The sequence below is a fragment of the Lactobacillus sp. ESL0237 genome (assembly GCF_003692985.1).
Taxonomy (GTDB): Bacteria; Bacillota; Bacilli; order Lactobacillales; family Lactobacillaceae; genus Lactobacillus; species Lactobacillus bombicola.
In genome coordinates, this window is the sequence record NZ_REHE01000007.1 from 14,157 (window position 1) to 33,593 (window position 19,437).

Annotated in this window: 22 protein-coding genes; 21 read left to right on the forward strand and 1 reads right to left on the reverse strand. The window is 34.8% G+C overall.

Annotated elements, in window-relative coordinates; genetic code table 11:
* The 6 genes from F5ESL0237_RS02995 (at position 1) to mreD (ending at position 5,129) form a co-directional block, all read left to right on the forward strand.
* Positions 1–1,281: a folylpolyglutamate synthase/dihydrofolate synthase family protein gene (locus F5ESL0237_RS02995; protein ID WP_122024607.1), complete on the forward strand. Its 1,281-nt coding sequence runs from the start codon at positions 1–3 to the stop codon at positions 1,279–1,281.
* Entirely contained in the window at positions 1,259–1,936 is a 678-nt protein-coding gene (locus F5ESL0237_RS03000; RefSeq protein ID WP_122024608.1) for an HAD family phosphatase, read from the forward strand. Before F5ESL0237_RS02995 ends, F5ESL0237_RS03000 begins: the two co-directional genes overlap by 23 nt.
* 37 nt (positions 1,937–1,973) lie before the next feature.
* On the forward strand, positions 1,974–2,597 hold the full coding sequence (locus F5ESL0237_RS03005) for a RadC family protein (protein ID WP_122024609.1): 624 nt from the start codon (positions 1,974–1,976) through the stop codon (positions 2,595–2,597).
* A gap of 97 nt (positions 2,598–2,694) precedes the next feature.
* Positions 2,695–3,699, forward strand: coding sequence for a rod shape-determining protein (locus F5ESL0237_RS03010; RefSeq protein WP_122024610.1), 1,005 nt, complete (start codon positions 2,695–2,697; stop codon positions 3,697–3,699).
* A gap of 48 nt (positions 3,700–3,747) precedes the next feature.
* Positions 3,748–4,599, forward strand: a complete 852-nt coding sequence (gene mreC / locus F5ESL0237_RS03015) for a rod shape-determining protein MreC (protein WP_122021571.1) — start codon at positions 3,748–3,750, stop codon at positions 4,597–4,599.
* Entirely contained in the window at positions 4,599–5,129 is a 531-nt protein-coding gene (mreD, locus tag F5ESL0237_RS03020) for a rod shape-determining protein MreD (RefSeq protein ID WP_122024611.1), read from the forward strand. The genes mreC and mreD overlap by 1 nt, the downstream gene beginning before the upstream one ends.
* Before the next feature lie 27 nt (positions 5,130–5,156).
* Here mreD and F5ESL0237_RS03025 read toward each other — a convergent pair whose 3' ends face one another.
* Positions 5,157–5,288, reverse strand: coding sequence for a DUF4044 domain-containing protein (locus tag F5ESL0237_RS03025; RefSeq protein WP_090091749.1), 132 nt, complete (start codon positions 5,286–5,288; stop codon positions 5,157–5,159).
* Between the two features lie 98 nt (positions 5,289–5,386).
* Here F5ESL0237_RS03025 and F5ESL0237_RS03030 point away from each other — a divergent pair, with 98 nt between their 5' ends.
* The 15 genes from F5ESL0237_RS03030 (at position 5,387) to F5ESL0237_RS03100 (ending at position 19,349) form a co-directional block, all read left to right on the forward strand.
* The gene (locus tag F5ESL0237_RS03030) at positions 5,387–5,713 is read left to right on the forward strand and encodes a DUF3397 family protein (RefSeq protein ID WP_122024612.1); all 327 of its coding nucleotides are present in this window, start codon (positions 5,387–5,389) and stop codon (positions 5,711–5,713) included.
* Positions 5,714–5,860: 147 nt separating this feature from the next.
* The gene (gene mraZ / locus F5ESL0237_RS03035; protein ID WP_122024613.1) at positions 5,861–6,292 is read left to right on the forward strand and encodes a division/cell wall cluster transcriptional repressor MraZ; all 432 of its coding nucleotides are present in this window, start codon (positions 5,861–5,863) and stop codon (positions 6,290–6,292) included.
* A 6-nt stretch (positions 6,293–6,298) separates the two neighbouring features.
* Positions 6,299–7,246 (forward strand): 16S rRNA (cytosine(1402)-N(4))-methyltransferase RsmH, encoded by a 948-nt coding sequence (rsmH, locus tag F5ESL0237_RS03040; protein ID WP_122024614.1) that lies wholly within the window; start codon positions 6,299–6,301, stop codon positions 7,244–7,246.
* A gap of 15 nt (positions 7,247–7,261) precedes the next feature.
* Positions 7,262–7,624 (forward strand): cell division protein FtsL, encoded by a 363-nt coding sequence (gene ftsL, locus F5ESL0237_RS03045; RefSeq protein ID WP_122024615.1) that lies wholly within the window; start codon positions 7,262–7,264, stop codon positions 7,622–7,624.
* A complete protein-coding gene (locus F5ESL0237_RS03050) occupies positions 7,624–9,789 on the forward strand; it encodes a penicillin-binding protein (RefSeq protein ID WP_122021576.1) in 2,166 nt (721 codons plus the stop codon). The genes ftsL and F5ESL0237_RS03050 overlap by 1 nt, the downstream gene beginning before the upstream one ends.
* A gap of 5 nt (positions 9,790–9,794) precedes the next feature.
* A complete protein-coding gene (gene mraY / locus F5ESL0237_RS03055) occupies positions 9,795–10,757 on the forward strand; it encodes a phospho-N-acetylmuramoyl-pentapeptide-transferase (RefSeq protein ID WP_122024616.1) in 963 nt (320 codons plus the stop codon).
* A 4-nt stretch (positions 10,758–10,761) separates the two neighbouring features.
* Positions 10,762–12,132: a UDP-N-acetylmuramoyl-L-alanine--D-glutamate ligase gene (gene murD / locus F5ESL0237_RS03060; protein WP_122024617.1), complete on the forward strand. Its 1,371-nt coding sequence runs from the start codon at positions 10,762–10,764 to the stop codon at positions 12,130–12,132.
* Positions 12,133–12,140: 8 nt separating this feature from the next.
* Positions 12,141–13,241 carry an undecaprenyldiphospho-muramoylpentapeptide beta-N-acetylglucosaminyltransferase gene (murG, locus tag F5ESL0237_RS03065; RefSeq protein ID WP_122021579.1) on the forward strand — a complete coding sequence of 367 codons (1,101 nt, stop codon included), beginning with the start codon at positions 12,141–12,143 and terminating at the stop codon, positions 13,239–13,241.
* Positions 13,242–13,258: 17 nt separating this feature from the next.
* Positions 13,259–14,110: a cell division protein FtsQ/DivIB gene (locus F5ESL0237_RS03070; protein WP_122024618.1), complete on the forward strand. Its 852-nt coding sequence runs from the start codon at positions 13,259–13,261 to the stop codon at positions 14,108–14,110.
* A 61-nt stretch (positions 14,111–14,171) separates the two neighbouring features.
* Entirely contained in the window at positions 14,172–15,518 is a 1,347-nt protein-coding gene (gene ftsA, locus F5ESL0237_RS03075; RefSeq protein ID WP_122024619.1) for a cell division protein FtsA, read from the forward strand.
* A gap of 15 nt (positions 15,519–15,533) precedes the next feature.
* A complete protein-coding gene (gene ftsZ, locus F5ESL0237_RS03080; protein WP_122024620.1) occupies positions 15,534–16,859 on the forward strand; it encodes a cell division protein FtsZ in 1,326 nt (441 codons plus the stop codon).
* Positions 16,860–16,872: 13 nt separating this feature from the next.
* Positions 16,873–17,313, forward strand: a complete 441-nt coding sequence (locus F5ESL0237_RS03085) for a cell division protein SepF (protein ID WP_090091771.1) — start codon at positions 16,873–16,875, stop codon at positions 17,311–17,313.
* Positions 17,310–17,615 (forward strand): YggT family protein, encoded by a 306-nt coding sequence (locus F5ESL0237_RS03090; RefSeq protein ID WP_090091773.1) that lies wholly within the window; start codon positions 17,310–17,312, stop codon positions 17,613–17,615. The genes F5ESL0237_RS03085 and F5ESL0237_RS03090 overlap by 4 nt, the downstream gene beginning before the upstream one ends.
* A gap of 175 nt (positions 17,616–17,790) precedes the next feature.
* Positions 17,791–18,603 (forward strand): RNA-binding protein, encoded by an 813-nt coding sequence (locus F5ESL0237_RS03095; RefSeq protein ID WP_233551872.1) that lies wholly within the window; start codon positions 17,791–17,793, stop codon positions 18,601–18,603.
* On the forward strand, positions 18,579–19,349 hold the full coding sequence (locus tag F5ESL0237_RS03100) for a DivIVA domain-containing protein (RefSeq protein WP_122024621.1): 771 nt from the start codon (positions 18,579–18,581) through the stop codon (positions 19,347–19,349). The genes F5ESL0237_RS03095 and F5ESL0237_RS03100 overlap by 25 nt, the downstream gene beginning before the upstream one ends.
* Positions 19,350–19,437 lie beyond the last annotated feature (88 nt).

Below are 19,437 nucleotides of genomic sequence, written 5' to 3' on the forward strand. Positions count from 1 at the left end.
GTGATTTTTAACAATTCTCAAGCCTTTTTAACTTATTTATATGCCTTGCCGAAAACCCATGAAAAAACTGATTTGACTTACATCAAGCAGGTTCTTAATTTACTAGGTAACCCGCAAAATCAAGTTAAAACAATTCATGTTACAGGTACTAATGGCAAGGGATCAACTTCGTATTATTTGAGCAACTTGTTACAAAAAGCCGGTCAAAAGACTGGCCTTTTTGTTTCGCCCTATGTTTTTGAATTTGGTGAACGAATTCAGATTAATGGTCAGTATATTAGTGAATCTGAATTACTTAGAATTGCAAACAGGGTCGAACAAGTTTTGGCACAACTGCGCCAAGATGATGCGTCTTTTTCATTAGTTACATTTGAATATGAAGTGGTACTGGCTTTTACTTATTTTGCTCAAGCTAAATGTGATTATGCCGTAATTGAAGTTGGTATTGGTGGTCAGCATGATAAGACCAATGTAATTGTACCGGAAGTCAGTATAATTACGACGGTTGGGCTTGACCATGAAGCTTTAATTGGACCAACAATTCAAGATATTGCACGTGAAAAAAGTGGCATAATTAAGTGCCAGCGACCAGTTATTTTAGGTAATGTTCCTAATGATGTATTACCGCTTATTAAGCAAAAGGCTTTAGTTGAAGCAGCTCCTTTATATCAGCTGGGCGTTGATTTTGATGTAACTCTTACTACAGCGGCAGTGTATACTGATCAAAAAAGGCAAGTAACGCTATCGCCCAGACCATTGGTTGAATGCTATGATTTAGCAGTTGCAATTAAAGCTTTTAGCCTTTTGCGGATTCCACTAGCCGATAATCAAATTGAATTAGCTCTTGATCAAACGGTTATCCCTGGGCGCTACCAAATTATTCAAAATAATCCCTTAGTTGTGCTTGATGGGGCGCATAATATTCAGGCAATGCAAAATTTATTGCATTTTGTTCACCAGCAACAACAAAGACGCCAAGGTAAAGTGCGTATTCTCATAATGTTAATGCGAGATAAAGATCTTACCCCGATTTTTTCTTTATTTGAAAAAAATGATGAGGTTCATATAACCACTATTGATTATCCTAGGGCTGCTAACAAGGCTGATTTCCCGCAGCAAATTAAAGATAAGTATCCCTACGAGGCAGATTGGCAAATTGCCTTTAAACAGCTACGTCAAAAAAGTCAGCCTAATGATATACTACTAGTAACAGGTTCGTTTTATTTGGTTGGCAATATTTTGCAATGGGAGCAAAAGTATGAAAATAAAAGGCATAAATAGTGAAATTAAAGGCGTTCTTTTTGATATGGATGGCTTATTAGTTAATTCGGAAGAATTATATTGGCAAGCAAATATCCAAGCGGCACGCAAAGCTGGGCTTAAGATGCCAGCTGATCTTTATTTGCAACTAGTTGGTGCGTCAGCCACCAGTATGGCTGATTTTTATAAAAATTATTTCCAAAATGATCAGCAGAAAAGACAATTTATTCAGCAAACAGATGATTTAGTGTGGCAATGGACAGACGAAGGGAAATTAAAGTTAAAACCTGGTGTGCAAGCAATCCTTGACTATTTGCAAAAGTGCAAAATACCGATGGCAATTGTCACAAGTAATACTGAACAAGTTGTTGAACATAACTTATGGGTAACTGGTACCCGTAACTATTTTTATTTTCATTTGAATGCCGCAGATGTTAAAAATAAGCAAGTCAATCCCAAACCGGCACCAGATATTTATCTTTTAGCTGCTGAAAAAATGGCTTTACCGAAAAAGAATTTATTGGCTTTTGAAGATTCATCTTCTGGATTGCAAGCAGCAGTCAATGCTGGTATTAAGTGTGTAATGATTCCTGACTTAGTACCGGCGACAAAGGAAGATCGAAAAATAGCTACGTTTATTAGATCAAGTTTTAAAGACTTTTTAGCTAAAATTTAGTTTTTTTGCGTATTAAGTAGTGAAAGGGATGATTTACATGGAAATTATTAAATCTAAGCACTATTTAATTAATACAGATTTTGAAATAATGAATAGTCTTTTTGATCAATTAACAGAACAAGGAATTACTCGCTTTGAAGAGCTCTCATCGAAACTGAAACAACTACATATTAATAATTTTAATGAGTTACTGAAATTTATTTCAAATGATGAATGTGATCAGAATATTTCTATTATTTGTGAGAATTTACTTGAGCGTCTACGCTTTGCAGTTCCTGATCGTGAAGCAGTCTTGACCTCAAGTAATGAGGTTGGGATGTATTTAACGGACAAATTAGCAGGACATAAACAAGAACAATTATGGGCAATTTATATTGACAATAACAACCATATTGTTGCTGAAAAGTGTTTGTTTATTGGGACGCTAGATAAGTCGGTTGCACATCCAAGAGAAATTTTTCGGTGGGCAGTTATTTATGCTTGTGCGGGCTTCATAGTCGTTCATAATCATCCGAGTGGCAACTTGTTGCCGTCTAGGAGTGACATCGAATTAACTAAAAGTTTACATAGTTGTGCCGAAATGATGCATATTGATTTTTTAGATCACTTTATTGTAGGTAAGGGGCAATATTTCAGCATGCAGGAGCATCAATTGTTTTAAATTCATCTTAAACTTATTCTACAAATCTTTTTTCTGTTTCACTTTATGCTATAATTAACCAAGATTTAGAGACTGCAGTAATTAAGGAGAGATTTTCGTGTTTGGATTAGGAGCAAAAAACATTGGCATCGACTTGGGTACAGCCAATACTCTTGTTTATATGGAAGGTAAAGGTATTGTACTTAGAGAACCTTCAGTAGTAGCAAAGAATACGCAGACTAATAAAGTGATCGCGGTTGGTTCAGAAGCTAAAGAAATGATTGGTAGAACACCTGCAAGTATTGTCGCAATTCGGCCAATGAAGGATGGAGTAATTGCTGATTATGATACAACCGCCGCAATGTTGAAGTACTTCATTGAAAAAACAGTTGGTAATTCAAAGCCTTCAGCAATGATTTGTGTACCATCAGGGGTTACAGAAGTTGAAAAAAGAGCAGTTATCGATGCTGCTCGCGTGGCCGGGGCTCGTGAAGCTTTTGTAATTGAAGAACCATTTGCCGCTGCAATTGGAGCCGGGCTACCTGTAATGGATCCAACAGGTTCAATGGTAGTTGATATTGGTGGTGGAACAACGGATGTTGCAACAATTTCACTTGGTGGAATTGTTTCATCAACTTCTATTCGTCAAGCTGGCGATAAATTTAATGCCGCAATTATAAATTATGTACATTCCAACTTTAATTTATTAATTGGAGAACGTACTGCTGAAGATATTAAAATTAAAATTGGTTCTGCTTCAGTTGAAAAGGCGGAAACTATCGATTCAATTAATATTCGGGGTCGTGACCTAGTTACTGGTTTACCCAAGTCGGTTGATGTCAAAGCCGTTGATGTTGCAAAAGCAATTCAAGATGTTGTGCAAGATATTATTGTTGCTATTAAAGAGACGCTTGAGCAAACTTCTCCAGAAATTGCTGCAGATGTAATTGATCATGGAATCGTTTTAACTGGTGGAGGAGCGTTGCTAAAGAATTTACCTGATGTGATTTCAGAAGCAACTAAAGTGCCTGTATTTATTGCACAAGATCCACTTGATTGTGTTGCAATCGGTACTGGAGAATCACTTAAAAATATTGAAATAATGCGTAGAAGTCGCAAATAATATATAAAGTCGGCTCTTTTTGCCGGCTTTTTTAGGGATCAATTCCAGATGAAAAAGTTTCTACAAAATAAAAAACTATTATCAGTATGTATTGTAATTATTATTATTTTTTCGATTCTCGGCGCTAGTGTTAGTTTACGTAATAAAAGAAGTACGCCGCTAGTTATTCAAAGTTTTGGAAATGATGTAGCCGCAGTTGGTACAAGGTTGGTTGATTATCCAATTAGTTTAGTTTCGGGAACATTAAGTAATGTGCACAATCTTTTGCAAACACAAGACGAGAATAATTATTTAAAGAGTCGAGTAACGGAATTGCAGCAAACAGAAGCACGTAATTCTAGCCTTGAAACTGAAAATAAGCAATTAAAATCAGCACTGAAACTGAAAGAATCATTGACGGATTTTGATACTATTGAGGCTTCAGTCATTGCTCGCTCACCAGATAGTTGGAGTGATTTGCTTATCATAAACAAAGGAACAACTTCTGGCTTGGAAAAAAACATGGCGGTTATGTCTGGAGGAGGAGTTATTGGGCGGATTGTAGAAGTTAATGCAGCTAGCGCTAAAGTAGAGCTAATCACTACCTCCGATAAATCGGCCAATCGATTTGCTGTTGAAGCAAAAGCAGTAAATGGCAAAAAAGTGCATGGTATTATTACTGTTATTGGAACTAAAAGTTTAGCCTTTACTCAAGCCGTTGATGGGAAGAAGTTAAAGCGAGGGACTAAAGTATATACCAGTGGTATGGGTGGCAATTCACCTAAAGGATTGTTAATTGGTACGATTGCCACAACGACACATGATTCTTTTGGTCTATCTGACTTACTTAAATTGAGACCAGCCGGAGAATTAAATGATCCAACAGTGGTTTCGGTAATTAAAAGAAAGGTGACTGATTAATGCGTTCTCTGCAGAGATTTGTGTTAGCGATTGCACTTTATATTGCTTTAGTTATTAATGCCAGTTTAGCCCTTTATTTACACGAATTTTTTTCACTTGGTTCAAGTACTAATTTGTTATTACCAATAGGAGTAATGCTAATTGCTTTATTTGATGATACAAATAAAAATGAAATTTGGCTTGCGCTTGGTGCTGGAATAGTTAGTGACATTTATTTTTACGGTATTATTGGGCTCTATGCCGTTGCTTTACCTACGACATGTTGGCTTTTACAAAAGGTAGCTCGTTTTTTACCAGAAGTTTTTTGGGCAAGAATGCTAGTAATAATTATTGCTGTAGTTGGAGTAAATGCTTATAATTGGCTAATTTTAAAAATTACTGGGGTAATAAATGTTTCTGTTTTAGATTTATTATGGAGCTTGCCCACAACGATTGGGTGGTCATTTTTATTCGCTTGTCTTACATACAAAATCTGGGGTAGTTTAGCAATTAAGTATCCGTTTTTGGTTAATTTGAATAATTATCAATAAAAAAAGTGGGAACTCTTCCCACTTTTTTTATTCAAAAATTCCTGATGCACTAACTATTGGCATTGCAATAGCAGCTAATGTAAAAATTGCCATAAGCCAAGCCATAACAATTGTAAGTTTTTGAAAACCTGATTTTTTTTGTTTACGTTTGCGTGACATGATTAACCTCCTGCTTGAACAATATTTTATGCTACTTATTAGTTTTTTTCAAACAGTTGTTAAGCTAAAATATGGTTTAGTACTGAGGAGGCTAAAGTATGTTTTTGATATTTGGATTACCTTTACTAGGTTTAGTTTGTGCTGTTATTTTAAATAAACTATTTCCAAGAGCTAAATTTCGTGGATATGATATCTTACCCTTCTTTTTTATCTATGCTTGTCATTTAATTTCATTGAAGCAAAGTAAACCAGAATTTTTACCTTATGGTTTTTTCTTTTTTTTCATTTTAGTTATTATTTTGACAATTGCTGAGGCAATAAAAAATAAGAATATAGCACTAGATAAAATAATGCGTGAAATATGGAATTATCTAACCGTTAATACAATTTTCTGGTATATTAGTTTAATGTTTATGCTGATCTAATATATTTTAAAAAGACCGAAGATTTTAAATAATTTCGGTCTTTTGTTATTTTTTTAAAAGAAAATATAAATATTTAATGTTTTGTAACTAAAAAGTGGTAGGAAGTGGTGAATTGTGGTAAATTATTCTTTAGAAGGGGGCTAAGCCATGTTCATGGGTGAATATCATCACAATCTTGATAGCAAAGGTCGGCTAATTATACCTGCCCGTTTGCGTAATCAAATTGGTGATAAAATGATTTTCACTCGCGGCATGGAAGGCTGCATTTTTGGTTATACCACAGAAGAGTGGGCAGTCATGGAAGCAAAATTAGCCCACCTTCCATTGACTAAAAGGAATGCTCGTAGTTTTACGCGACTATTTTATTCTGGTGCAATGGAGTGCGAATTCGATAAGCAAGGACGTGTGAATCTGACCACGACTTTAAAGAAACATGCATCCTTGATTAAAGAATGTGTAATCGTTGGCGTTTCTGATCGAATAGAAATTTGGTCAAAAGATCGTTGGGATGAATTTAGTGTACAGGCTAATGAAAATTATGATGACATTGCTGAAGATTTCGATGATATTGAACTATAAATAATTATGGAATTTAAACACACCAGTGTACTTTTACACGAAACAATTGATAATTTAAAACTGAAGAATGATGGCCTGTATGTAGACGCAACATTTGGTGGCGGCGGGCATGCCAAATATTTATTAAGCAAGTTAAGCAATGGTACATTAGTTGGCTTTGATCAGGATGAGTATGCGATTCAAATGGCAAAAGCTAATTTTGCCGATGTACTAAAATCTAGTAGTAAGCCACAACTAAAGTTAGTACATAACAATTTTAGTCATTTAAAATCAGAAATGAATCAGTTAGGCTATGAAACTGGGATAGATGGTATTTATTATGACTTAGGAGTTTCTTCACCCCAATTTGATCAGGCAGGACGTGGCTTTTCGTATAGATTTAATGCTCGACTTGATATGAGGATGGATCAAAGCCAAAATCTGGATGCTTATCAGTTAATAAATAATTCAAGTCAAAAAGAATTGGCGGCTATTCTGTATAAATTTGGTGATGAAAAATATTCACGGCAAATTGCTAAAAAGATTATAGAGAATAGACAAAAAAAGCCAATCGAAACAACTTTTGAATTGGTTGAGATTATTAAGGCCGCAATTCCTGCATTTGCTAGAAGAACTGGGGGGCATCCAGCTAAAAAGACCTTTCAAGCTTTGCGGGTTGCCGTAAATCATGAACTCGAAGTATTAGAAAAATCACTTGAAGAAGCAATAGAATTACTTAAGCCAGGTGGGCGAATTAGTGTAATTACTTTTCAGTCTGATGAAGACAAAATTGTAAAAAATATCTTTAAGAAGTATTCGGAAGTTGAAGTACCGCGTGGAATGCCAATGATTCCAGATAGTATTAAACCAATCCTTAGATTGGTAAATCGCAAACCAATAACTGCTTCTTCTGAAGAGCTAAAAAATAATAACCGCTCACACAGTGCCAAGTTGCGGATTGCGGAAAAATTATAATAAAGGGAAATAACAATGGCTGATAATTTAGCAAGGGAAATAGAATATGATCCCAAAGAAGAACTTGAATCCAAACAGCAACAACACCAACCTATTACGCAACAGGAAGTCCCTTGGAGTGGATTGGAAAAAATAATATTGTTTTTAGGAACTATAATTACGATTAGTATGATGACCGTTCTTGTGTCGGCCAGTATTACTGCAACTTCAGCGCAACATGAATTAACCAGTATTCAACGCTCAGTTGATAGGGGAAAAAGTGAAGTTAGTGACTTACATCAAGAACTTGGAGAATTGACCTCAAGCTCGCGAATGAATCGAATTGCGCATAGTCAAGGACTAATTTTAATTGATAAAAACATTAGGACTATACACTAATGAATGAACAAGACAATAAAAAAAATAATCCCAATTCCAAAGCTCACGGGTACCGTATCATAGTTGGCAGATTTTTTCAGCTGGCTGTAGCTTTGGTTTTTCTTGTATTTACAGGCAGATTTTTGTATATAGGTATCTCTAAAACTGTTAATAGTCAGGATTTAACGCAAAAAACAGAACAATTATATAAGCGCAATCAAATTTTAAAAGCAACTAGAGGAACTATCTATGATTGTAACGGTTTAGCAGTTGCTCAAGATTCACACTTATATACGATTTATGCTATTTTAGATAAATCTTCAATCAATTATAAAAATAAGCCTGAATACGTGACTAATAAGACAAAAACCGCTCAAAAGTTGGCAAAGGTTTTACCTTTATCGGCTAATCAAATTTTACATTATCTTTCTCCTAAACATGTTGCTTTTCAAGTTCAGTTTGGAACTGCTGGAATGGGTCTAACTAAGAAACAAAAAGATAAAATTGAGCAGATGAAATTGCCAGGTATTAAATTTTTTGAAACGCAATCGCGTTTATATTTAAATGGAAATTTTGCCTCTCATATTATCGGAATTGCCACTCCAAAATATGACAAAAAGACCAAGTCAGAGTCCTTAGTTGGAACAATGGGACTTGAAGCGTGGTTTGATGATGTTTTATCTGGAAAGGATGGATATCAGATTTCTTCAGTTGATGCGGCTAATTATCAGATACCTAATAGTGTTCAAACATATAAGGCACCTGTTGATGGTAAAAATCTTTATTTGACAATTGATTCTCAATTACAAAATTATTTGGAAAATCGTTTATCCTATGTCCAAAGAAATTACCAACCAGTATCGATGACCGCAGTGGTGGAAGACATGAAAACTGGTAAAGTTTTAGCAGCTTCGCAACGTCCGACATTTAACCCGCAAACGAAAAAGGGAATTTCACATTCTTATCGTAATATCTTAGTACAAGATACATTCGAGCCAGGTTCAGTGTTCAAAGTGTTGACGCTAGCTGCTGCAGTCAATAGCAACAATTATCATCCCAATCAGTATTACAATTCAGGAGCAGTAACCGTTTCAGGATCAGTTATCCATGATTGGCAAGCACAAGGATGGGGTAGTATTCCCTACTCACAGGCATTTCCACGTTCTAGTAATACGGGGTTTGTTCATATTGAACAACAAATGGGAGCTAAGACGTGGCGTAATTATTTGGAAAAATTTCGGATTGGTAAAAAAACTAATGTCACTTTACCTGGTGAACAGCCTGGATTTATAACTTTTCAATCTCCAATTGATCAAGCTGTTACTAGTTTTGGCCAAGGAGTTAATGTCAATGTAATGCAGATGATGCAAGCATTTAGTAGTTTAGCTAATGATGGGCAAATGGTTAAACCACAGTTTATTGAAAAAACAACCAATTCTGCTGGTAAAGTAATAGATGGTTATCAAGTTAAAAATGTGGGTGAACCGATTTATTCAAGGAAAACCGCTCAAGTAGTTTTGTCCAATATGCAACGCGTGTTAAATAAAAAAATTGGTACTGGATCTATTTACCGCATCAATAAAGAAAGTATTGCAGCAAAAACAGGTACAGCACAAATAGCAAGATTAAAAGGTGGCGGTTATCTAAAGGGAAGTAATAATTATACCTTCTCAGTTGTTGGTGTTACGCCAGCAAAGCATCCGCGATATTGCATCTATATCACAATGAAACAGCCACAGCGAATGTCTAAGCCAGCAGAAGTTATACTGGCCTCGATATTTAAACCAATGATGAACCGTGTTATTTTAATGTCAAAAAATAGTGTGGACAAATCAATAGAGGTAAAAATTCCTAATCTACAAAATTTAACTGTTGCTGAGGCGAAGAAAAAAGCTCGTCAAACTGGTGTTAATCTGATTATCTTAGGAACAGGAAATAAAATAGCAAAACAAGCTCTTTCACAAGGAACTCAACGAGTATCTGGTAGCAATTTAATAGTACTGACAGCAGGCAATGTTAAGATGCCTAATTTGAAGGGCTGGAAAAGGGATGATTTATATCAATTATCAAGATTGATTACGAACAAAATAAATATTAGTGGGTCTGGAATAGTTTATAAGCAAAACATTACCCCAGATACTGTAATAGATCCATCAAGCAAAATTAAAGTAAAATTAAAGGAGTAGCATTTATGCTGATTATTAGCATTATCGCATTAGTTAGTTCACTAGTATTAACCGGAATTTTTCTTCCGTGGATGATTATTTTTATGTCGTCACATCATGAAGGACAAAAAATTCGTGATGAAGGCCCAAAGTGGCACCAAAAGAAATCTGGTACCCCCACAATGGGCGGTGTTATTTTTGTAATTGCAGCCACTATTACAACTATTTGGGTTTCAATATGGCAAAATAAAATGAATAATTTGGTATATATTTTGCTAATTAGCCTACTAGGGTATGGAATTATCGGCTTTTTAGATGATGGTATTAAATTATTTTATAAGCGTAATTTGGGATTGAAAGCTTGGCAAAAGTTTGTTTTTCAAATTTTTATTGCTATTGCGATTATCTGCATTGCAATGAAAGATAATTTTAAGTTTGCACTTTTCTTGCCACTAATCGGAACTATCAGTAGTGTTGTTGTATTTACGGCTTTTGTTATTTTCTGGCTAGTTGGCTTTTCAAACGCTGTCAATTTATCTGATGGACTTGATGGTTTAGCAACTGGGTTGTCAATTATTGCCTATGCGACCTATGCTTATATTGCTTTAAAGCAAAAGAATTTTTCTATTTTAATTTTTTGTATGAGCATAATCGGTGGGTTAATCTCATTTTTTGTTTTTAATCATAAACCAGCAAAGATTTTTATGGGGGATGCAGGTTCGTTGGCACTAGGAGGCGGTCTTGCAGCTGTAAGTGTATTTTTACATCATCCTTGGTCACTCTTGCTAATTGGCATTGTCTTTGTTTGTGAAACCGCTAGTGTGATTATGCAAGTAATTTCTTATCAAACTACAGGCAAACGAATTTTTAAAATGACACCTATTCATCATCATTTTGAAATGATTGGATTTTCTGAGTGGAAAGTTGACTTTTTGTTTTGGACTGTTGGCTTAATCGGAAGTATTCTATATTTATTAATTTGGGGATAGTGTCATGAAAAAAGTTGCAAAGTATGCAAATAAAAATATATTAGTTTTAGGTTTAGGAAAAAGTGGTTTTGCAGTGAGTAGATTGCTACTTAAACTTGGTGCAAAGCTAACTTTGAATGATCAGGCAGATTTAGCTAAAAATGAATATGCTCAAAAATTAGTGCAGCTGGGTGTACGTGTAATTGGGGGTAAACATCCAGTTGAATTATTAAATCAAGAACATTTTGATTATTTTGTTAAGAATCCGGGTATCCCTTATGAAAACCCAATGGTAAAAAAGGCACAGGAAATTGGTCTGCCCATTATTACTGAACCAGAAATTGCTTTAAGTGCCAGTGAAGCACCCTACGTATGTGTGACCGGTTCAAATGGTAAAACTACAACTGTGATGCTTACGCAAGAAATTATGGAACATCATATGACTAAATTAGGTCATCACGCTTACGCAGTTGGCAATATTGGTACTCCTATCTCCGAAGTAGTAATGAAAGCTAGTAGTCAAGATTTATTAATAGTAGAAATGTCCAGCTTTCAGTTACTAGGTGTAACTGATATCAATCCAGAAGTAGCGACAATTATTGATATTTATCACAATGTGCACCTTGATTATCATAAAACATTTAATAACTACGTTGATGCAAAATTAAATGTAACTAGAACGCAAACAGCTAATCATTATTTTTTGGCTAATCTTGACCAGCCTAATATTCTCAATGAAGAAAGAAAAATAACTCAAGCTCAAATCCAAACTTTTTCTGAAAACAATCAAGAAGCTGATTATTTTATTGCTGATGGTTACTTGCAAACTAAAAAGGAAAAGCTTATAAAAGCTAGTGATATAAAACTGCCAGGCATACATAACCAGCAAAATGCTCTGGTTGCCAGTGCCATTTCACATTTGATGGGAGCTGAAATTGATGACATTCGCGCAGTCTTGTCCACCTTTACAGGCGCTAAACATCGTTTACAATATGTAATGACACTAAATGAGCGTAGAATTTACAACGATTCAAAATCGACTAATATTGAAGCTGCTTCTGTTGCAATTCCCGCCTTTGATTCCCCTGAAGTTTTGATTGCTGGCGGACTTGATCGCGGATTTAATTTTGATTCCTTGATTCCTTTATTAAAAAAGCACGTTAGAGCTGTTGTCCTTTATGGTGAAACAAGGTATTTATTAGCAGATGCAGCAAGAAAAGCAGATATTAAGGAAATTGTAATTACTAGTACGCTTCAAGAAGCTGTACCCAAAGCATATGACTTAACTCTTCCAGGAGACGTTTTATTATTTTCGCCTGCTTGTGCTTCTTGGGATCAATTTAAGAATTTTGAAGATCGTGGCAACTATTTTATTAAATTTATTAAGGAATTGTAGAAAAATAAATGAGAGTTATATTTACTGGTGGTGGAACTGGCGGCCATATTTACCCAATTATGGCGATTATTGAACGCTTAAAAGAAAGAAATTTGGCAACAGATGATGAAATTTTATTTGTAGGTACTAAAAAAGGATTAGAGGCAAATATAGTTCCAGCAGCTGGGGTTAACTTTAAAACACTGGAAATTCAGGGCTTTAGTCGTAAGCACTTATTGAATAATTTTACAACTATTAAAAAGTTTATCAAAGCAACTAAAAATGCTAAAAAAATTATCAGTGAATTTAAACCTGATGTAGTAGTCGGCACAGGTGGGTATGTAAGTGGAGCAATTGTATACTCTGCTGCTAAGATGGGAATTCCAACTATGATTCATGAATCAAATTCAGTAGTTGGTGTTGCTAATAAATTTTTGGGTCATTTTGTTGATAAAATTTGTTACACATTTGATGATGCAGCTAAGCAGTTTAGTGAGAAAAAAAAACTTGTAAAAACAGGGAATCCCCGGTCACAACAAGTATTAAGATTATTGTCTGCAAGCGCAAATAATATTACAAGTAAATATGATTCTAAAATGCCCACAGTGTTAGTTTTTGGTGGTTCACGTGGAGCATTGACCATTAATAGAATTATGCTGCAATCACTAAAAAAGCTTAACCAAAAGCCATATAAAATCATTTGGGTTACCGGAATGTATTATTATGAAGAAATCAAAAAGAAATTAGCTGGTATTCAATATGATAATATTACTATTTTATCTTATGTAAAAGATATGCCGGCCTTGTTACCTAAGATGACTTGCGTTGTTTCTCGTTCTGGAGCAACCAGTATTGCTGAATTTACTGCTTTAGGTGTCCCAGCAATTTTGATTCCTAGTCCTAATGTTACACATAATCATCAAATGAAAAATGCACTTGATCTTGAAAAAGCAGGTGCAGCTACTGTAATTGCCGAAAATGATCTGAATCCTAACAATTTTATTTCGTCAATTGACCATATTTTACTGGATAGTAAATATGCTGACGCAATGAGTATTGCTTCTAAGCGATTAGGGGTTCCAAATGCTTCAGATCAGATAATTAAAGTAATGGAAGAGATTACTAAGTAATAAATAGGTGAAAACTGTTGACTAAAAAAAAGGTGACAAAGATTGATCCTGAAGAAAAATTATCTCGATATTTAAACTATCAATCTAATCAAAATAAGAGAAAAAATCAAGTAAAAATCTCTGCTTCTCTTTCTAAGTTGCATAGCGAGCGTAGGTCAGCCTTGTTCAAGCGAATGGGTTTGATTATTATTGTTTCGGTAATAGTCTTATTAGGCTTAGGTTACTATATATCTCCATTAGCCAATGTTAACAGTATCACAGTAACAGGTGAAAGTAGCCTTCCCATTAAGGAAATTGTGAACACTTCCGAAATTAAAGGCAGTGATAAGGTAATTGATTGTTTATTAAAGCAAAAAAAAATTAATAATAAGTTAGTTAATAAGTATAATGAAATAAAATTTATCAATATATATGTTGAACATTTTAATCACTTACAGTTGGAGATAAATGAATTTAAAACTATTGGGTATATAAAGAGAGAAAAAGGGTATTGTAAAATATTGTCAAATGGTAAACTAGGATCACAGTTACTTCCTTGGAATAGAGTAAGCCACAATAAACCAGTCTTTATTGATTATAACCACGAAGTTTCACTCGAAAATAATTTAAAATTATTTAATAGTCTACCAAGTAGTTTTCAAAGCCAAATAAAATTATTGAGTGGGAATACACGTCATAAATCACAGGTGATTTTTGTCATGAAAGATGGGAATGTAGTTATTGGCGATATTTCAACACTCAAAAGCAAATTAAAGTATTATAATGAAATAAGAAATAAAGTTGGAAAAAATAGTTTAATAGATTTAGAAGTGGGTGCTTTCAGTCGCCCACTCACAGCAAATGAAAAGCGAATATATGGCTTAACATAAGCTGATTTTATGTTTCTTTTATGTTAAAATTTTAAAAGAACATCGACGGGGGGTTTAATTTTTGGACGATACAAATCTTTTAGTGGGATTGGATATAGGTACTACTACAGTAAAAGCTGTTGTTGCTGATGCAGGTAAGGTCATAGGTGCAGTTGCGGTCAATAATAAGGGCATGCGGCATGGTAATATAGTAGATATTGATGAAACAGCCAGCGCAATTAAACAAGCTTTAAAAGAAATTGCTACTAAGACCAACGCTCATATTTATCGCGTGGTAACTGGAATACCAGTTGGAATGTTGCAGTTAGAAAAAGCAAGTGATTTAATTAATGTGAGTGACAGTGGTCAAGAAGTTGGCAACAGTGATGTTAAGCGCGTTATCAGCATTGCAATTAGGTCTGGTGTAAAAAGTGATCGTGAACCAATTGCTTTTTTTCCTAATCATTTTGTGATAGATGGAACAGACGTTGTTGATGATCCCCGAAAAATGATTGCTCATTCATTAGCAGTACAAGGAATTGTCTTGACCGCGCCAACCAGCCCACTTCATAATATTAAGAAGGCAATTGAAAGAGCCGGCTATCAAAATAATTTCTTTGTTCCCACCCCGTTAGCAATCGCTAGTGTCGCTTTACAAGAAAGCGAACGAAAATTTGGCTCAATTATTCTTGACTTAGGTGGTGGAGTTACTACAGCAACGGTTATTCGCAATAATCAAATTGTCTATGCCAATGTTGACTATGAAGGTGGCAGTGACATTAGCAATGATATTTCTGTAGTTCTCAGTACTTCAAAAAAAGATGCAAATCAAATTAAGCTTGATTATGGCTATGCTAATCCAGCTTTAGCTTCTGTTAAAAATGAGTTTGCTGTTAATAGTGTTGGCTCAAATGGGCAACAAATGGTAGACGAAGTTTACTTAAGTAAAATAATTAATGCCCGCGTAATGCAAATAATTGGCCGAATAAAAAAGGGTTTGGCCCAACATGATGCATTAAAATTACCTGGTGGTGTAATCATTACCGGTGGAAGTAGTTTACTTCAGGGATATGCTGAAATCATTGCAAATGCAATGAATGTTAAGGCACGTGTTTACTATCCGGATCAAATTGGGATGCGCAACCCAGTGTATTCCGTAGCTTTCGGGATTGTCAATTATGCATATAAAATGTCAGATATTGATTTTTTGATTACTAGTTCAATATATGGAAATGATATACTTGATCAAAATGAAAAAACGGTAACAAAAAAATCAAAAAGACCGACTTCTGCTAATGAAACAAAAGTAAAAGAAGAATATAATAGACATGAGTTGTCTAAGCGAGAGACAGACTCGCAAAGCAAACTGAATAATATGCATAAAAATGAAAAAGGCATAAGGAATTTCTTTAAAAAGTTCTTTGATTAAAGGTGGTTAATTTAGATGGATTTTACATTCGATTCAGACGACAATAAAAATGCTGTCATCAAAGTAATTGGTGTTGGAGGTGCTGGTGGTAATGCGGTTAATCGAATGATCGATGATGGCGTACAAGGAGTGTCTTTTGTTGCGGCCAATACTGATGTTCAAGCTCTTAATAGCAATAAAGCAGATAATAAAATTCAATTAGGGCCCAAGTTAACTAGAGGCTTAGGTGCTGGATCACATCCAGAAGTTGGACAAAAGGCTGCTGAAGAAAGTGAACAGACGATTGAAGATTCACTTAAAGGTGCAGACATGATTTTCATTACTGCTGGTATGGGTGGCGGAACCGGAACTGGTGCCGCACCTGTAGTAGCTAAAATTGCGCGTGAAACAGGAGCTTTGACTGTTGGTGTTGTTACCCGTCCTTTTACTTTTGAAGGTCCCAAGAGATCCAAAAATGCAACAGAAGGGATTGCGCAATTAAAGCAGTACGTTGACACATTAGTAATTATTGCTAATAATCGGCTGCTTGAAATGGTTGACAAGAAGACACCAATGATGGATGCCTTTAAAGAAGCAGATAATGTATTAAAACAAGGCGTACAAGGTATCTCTGATTTAATTACCTCAACTGACTACGTCAATTTAGATTTTGCCGACGTAAAAACAGTTATGGCCAATCAAGGAGCTGCCTTAATGGGAATAGGTCGTGCAAATGGTGAAAATCGGACAGTCGAAGCTACTAAGCTTGCCATTTCTTCACCATTACTTGAGGTTTCCATTGATGGAGCAAAGCAAGTTTTACTTAATATTACAGGTGGTCCAGATTTAACCTTGTTTGAAGCACAGGATGCCTCAGAAATAGTGTCAAAAGCTGCCGGAGATGATGTCAATATTATTTTTGGTACTTCAATCAATCCAAACTTAGGTGATGAAGTAGTAGTGACAGTAATTGCCACAGGAATTAGCTCTCAAGCTGAAGAAGAAGCTTCAAAGCAACTTCCTGGTCGTAGTCATCAAGTTCAAGCTAAAGCAAAAGTCAATAATCATAGTCAAGAAAAAACAGTTATTGATGAAAATTTGCAAAATACGAATTCAGAGCCTTCATTGGATCAACCTACTGTTCAACCAGCACCCAAGCATAAGGTAATGGTTGACCCTACTAGTGTATGGGGGTTGAATAGCGATGAGCAGACATCAACTCGAGTAACACCATCGATTGAAGAAAATGATCGAGAAGACTCATTTGATGATGAACCAAATAGTATTTCTCAAATTGAAACAAGTGCATTTGACGATGACACTGATGATATCCCATTTTTTAGACATCGTGGTGAAAACTAATAGGAGGTAAAAAATGTCATTCAGCAAATTAGGTAAATTTTTCGGTGTAACTGATATCGATGATGAAATTCAAGATGATGAAGAATATGAAGACACATTAAGACCTGATGATAACAGTGCATCAAATGGTGTTTACCATGATAATGTTGTCTCAATTAATTCTAGTGCAAGCGGTCACAAAAAAAGTAAGATAGTATTATACGAGCCACGAGTATATTCTGATGCTAAAGAAGTAGCACAAAATTTGTTAGATAATAAGGCCGTAATTATTAATTTTAGTCGAATGGAAGATGCTTCGGCTAAAAGAATTGTAGATTTTATTACGGGGACGGTCTATGCCTTAAATGGTAAGATACAACGAGTAGGAGATAAAATTTTTTTAGCAACCCCACCAAGATTTGTTACTGATGGCAAGATTAGTGAATTAGTCGATAAAAAAGATAACTTAGAATGATGACAGTAATGATTTATAATCTTATCAGTATTCTTGACTATCTTATTTATCTTTATAGTATTTTAATGGTAATTGATGCAATCATAAGTTGGATACCAGGACTACATGAATCAGCAGTTGCTAGAATTCTTAATCGTTTAATCGATCCCTATGTCAATCTTTTTAGAAAAGGTCCGATTGAAAGTTTATCTAATACAACGGGAATTGATATTTCATTTTTAGTTGGCGTCTTAGTACTATACTTTATTCAAAGTTATGTGATTAATTGGCTATTAAATATATTATTAAAGTTATTCGGTTAGTCTTTTCAAGTATTCTGCAACTAAAAATATATAGTTTAAAACAAACAATAAAGCATTGAACTTTTTTAGTTTAATGTTTTTTATTTGATAACAATTTTGTTTGTTAGTTATGTTATAATTATACCTACTATGTTTGCTAGCAAATTTTAAAAATATGGATTCTCGGTGAAATAATTTGGCTTTAGAAAATATTAATCAGCGAAAACACTATGTAGAAGGAATTTTAGGGGAAACTGAAAGTAGTAAACTTGTGGATAAACTACTTCATTACTATAAAAAAGCTCTTTATAGTAATCAACCAGTCTTGTCAGAATTTCTAAATCCAGGGCAAAGGGCAGTTTTAAAAATTCTTGTTGGTAGCGATATTTCTTTTCAAGAATTTGGTGGCTATCCTGATGCTGAAAAGAAGCGTGTTCTTTTGTCTGAAGGTGCAAGTTATTCATTAGATGCTTTTCAAATAAGTATTTGTCAGATTGTTTATCCTAAAAAATTTGTTCGATTAAATCATAGTATGATTCTTGGTAGTTTAGCCAATTCAGGCATAAAAACTGAAACTTTTGGTGACATTATTACCGATAACTATGGAAATTGGCAGTTTATGGCAGATAACAAGTTACTCCCTTTTTTCCAAAGTGAGTTGCAGTATATTGGTAAAACAAAAGTCAGTATAAAGCAGCTACCACAGACCAGTGTATTAGTTCCAGCCGATGACAGTAAGATGGCAACTGTAATTGTCGCCTCTTTAAGATTAGATGCGCTTTTATCAGCAATTAGTAAGCTTAGTCGATCACAAATAAAAGCTGCTGTTTCGGCCAAATTGGTTAAGTTAAACTGGTTTACAGTTACCGAAACTAATCTTATGCTACAAAGAGATGATGTTCTTAGTTTAAGGAAATTTGGGCGTCTGCAGATTACTGATATTGGTCAAACTAAAAAAGGTAAATATAAGGTGGTGCTAAAACTTTGGCAAGCAAAAAAATACAGATAGAACCATTAACTCCAATGGATATTCATAAACAAGAATTTAAAAAGCGAGGACTTAGTGGCTACGATCGCCATGAAGTTGATAGCTTTTTAGATCGCATTGTTAATGATTATGGAGATGCACTTGATCAGATTGCTGACTTGAAAAATGAGATAGTGCAATTACAAGGACAAGCTGATAAATTTAAAAAGCAAGTTGCAGAATATCATGCAATTGAAAGTAAAAAGCAAGCTATAATTACTGAGGCTAAAGAAAAAGCGCAAAAGATTATTGCAGATGCAACAATTGTAGCTGACAATAAAACTGCTCAAGCTCTAATTGATACAGATTATCAACGCCAACAACTTGAAACTATTAAATTCGATTATGAACGAGTTAAAAAAGAAGTAGCTGGTTATCGTAATTACATTCAAGAGCTTTTACAAAAGGCGATTGCAAACTTAGAGGATGAAAAATGGCAAAAAGCACTTGATCATTATTTTTCAACTGAGCGTTTTTATCCACCAGATGGTTCAGAGCCTTTAACTTTAACTGATGCAGATGAAGAGATTGATGAAGACGATGAGGTTGACAATGAAGCAGGGATTGAAGTAAACTTTGAGGAGAATATTGATGATTCGCATCATAGTTCGCAGCTAATTGAGGGCGATAGTCCGAATATTTCATTTAACGGTGTAGATTCAACCGGCATGAAGCAAGCTGCAGATAAGGATATTATTTTCCCCGATAATTATAAGGATAATAACTAATAAACTGACAGTAAAATCGAAAAGCAAATTCAGCGAATTAGCGATGGTGTAAGGCTAATACAAAAGCTTAGAGGTTGATCAGCTGTCT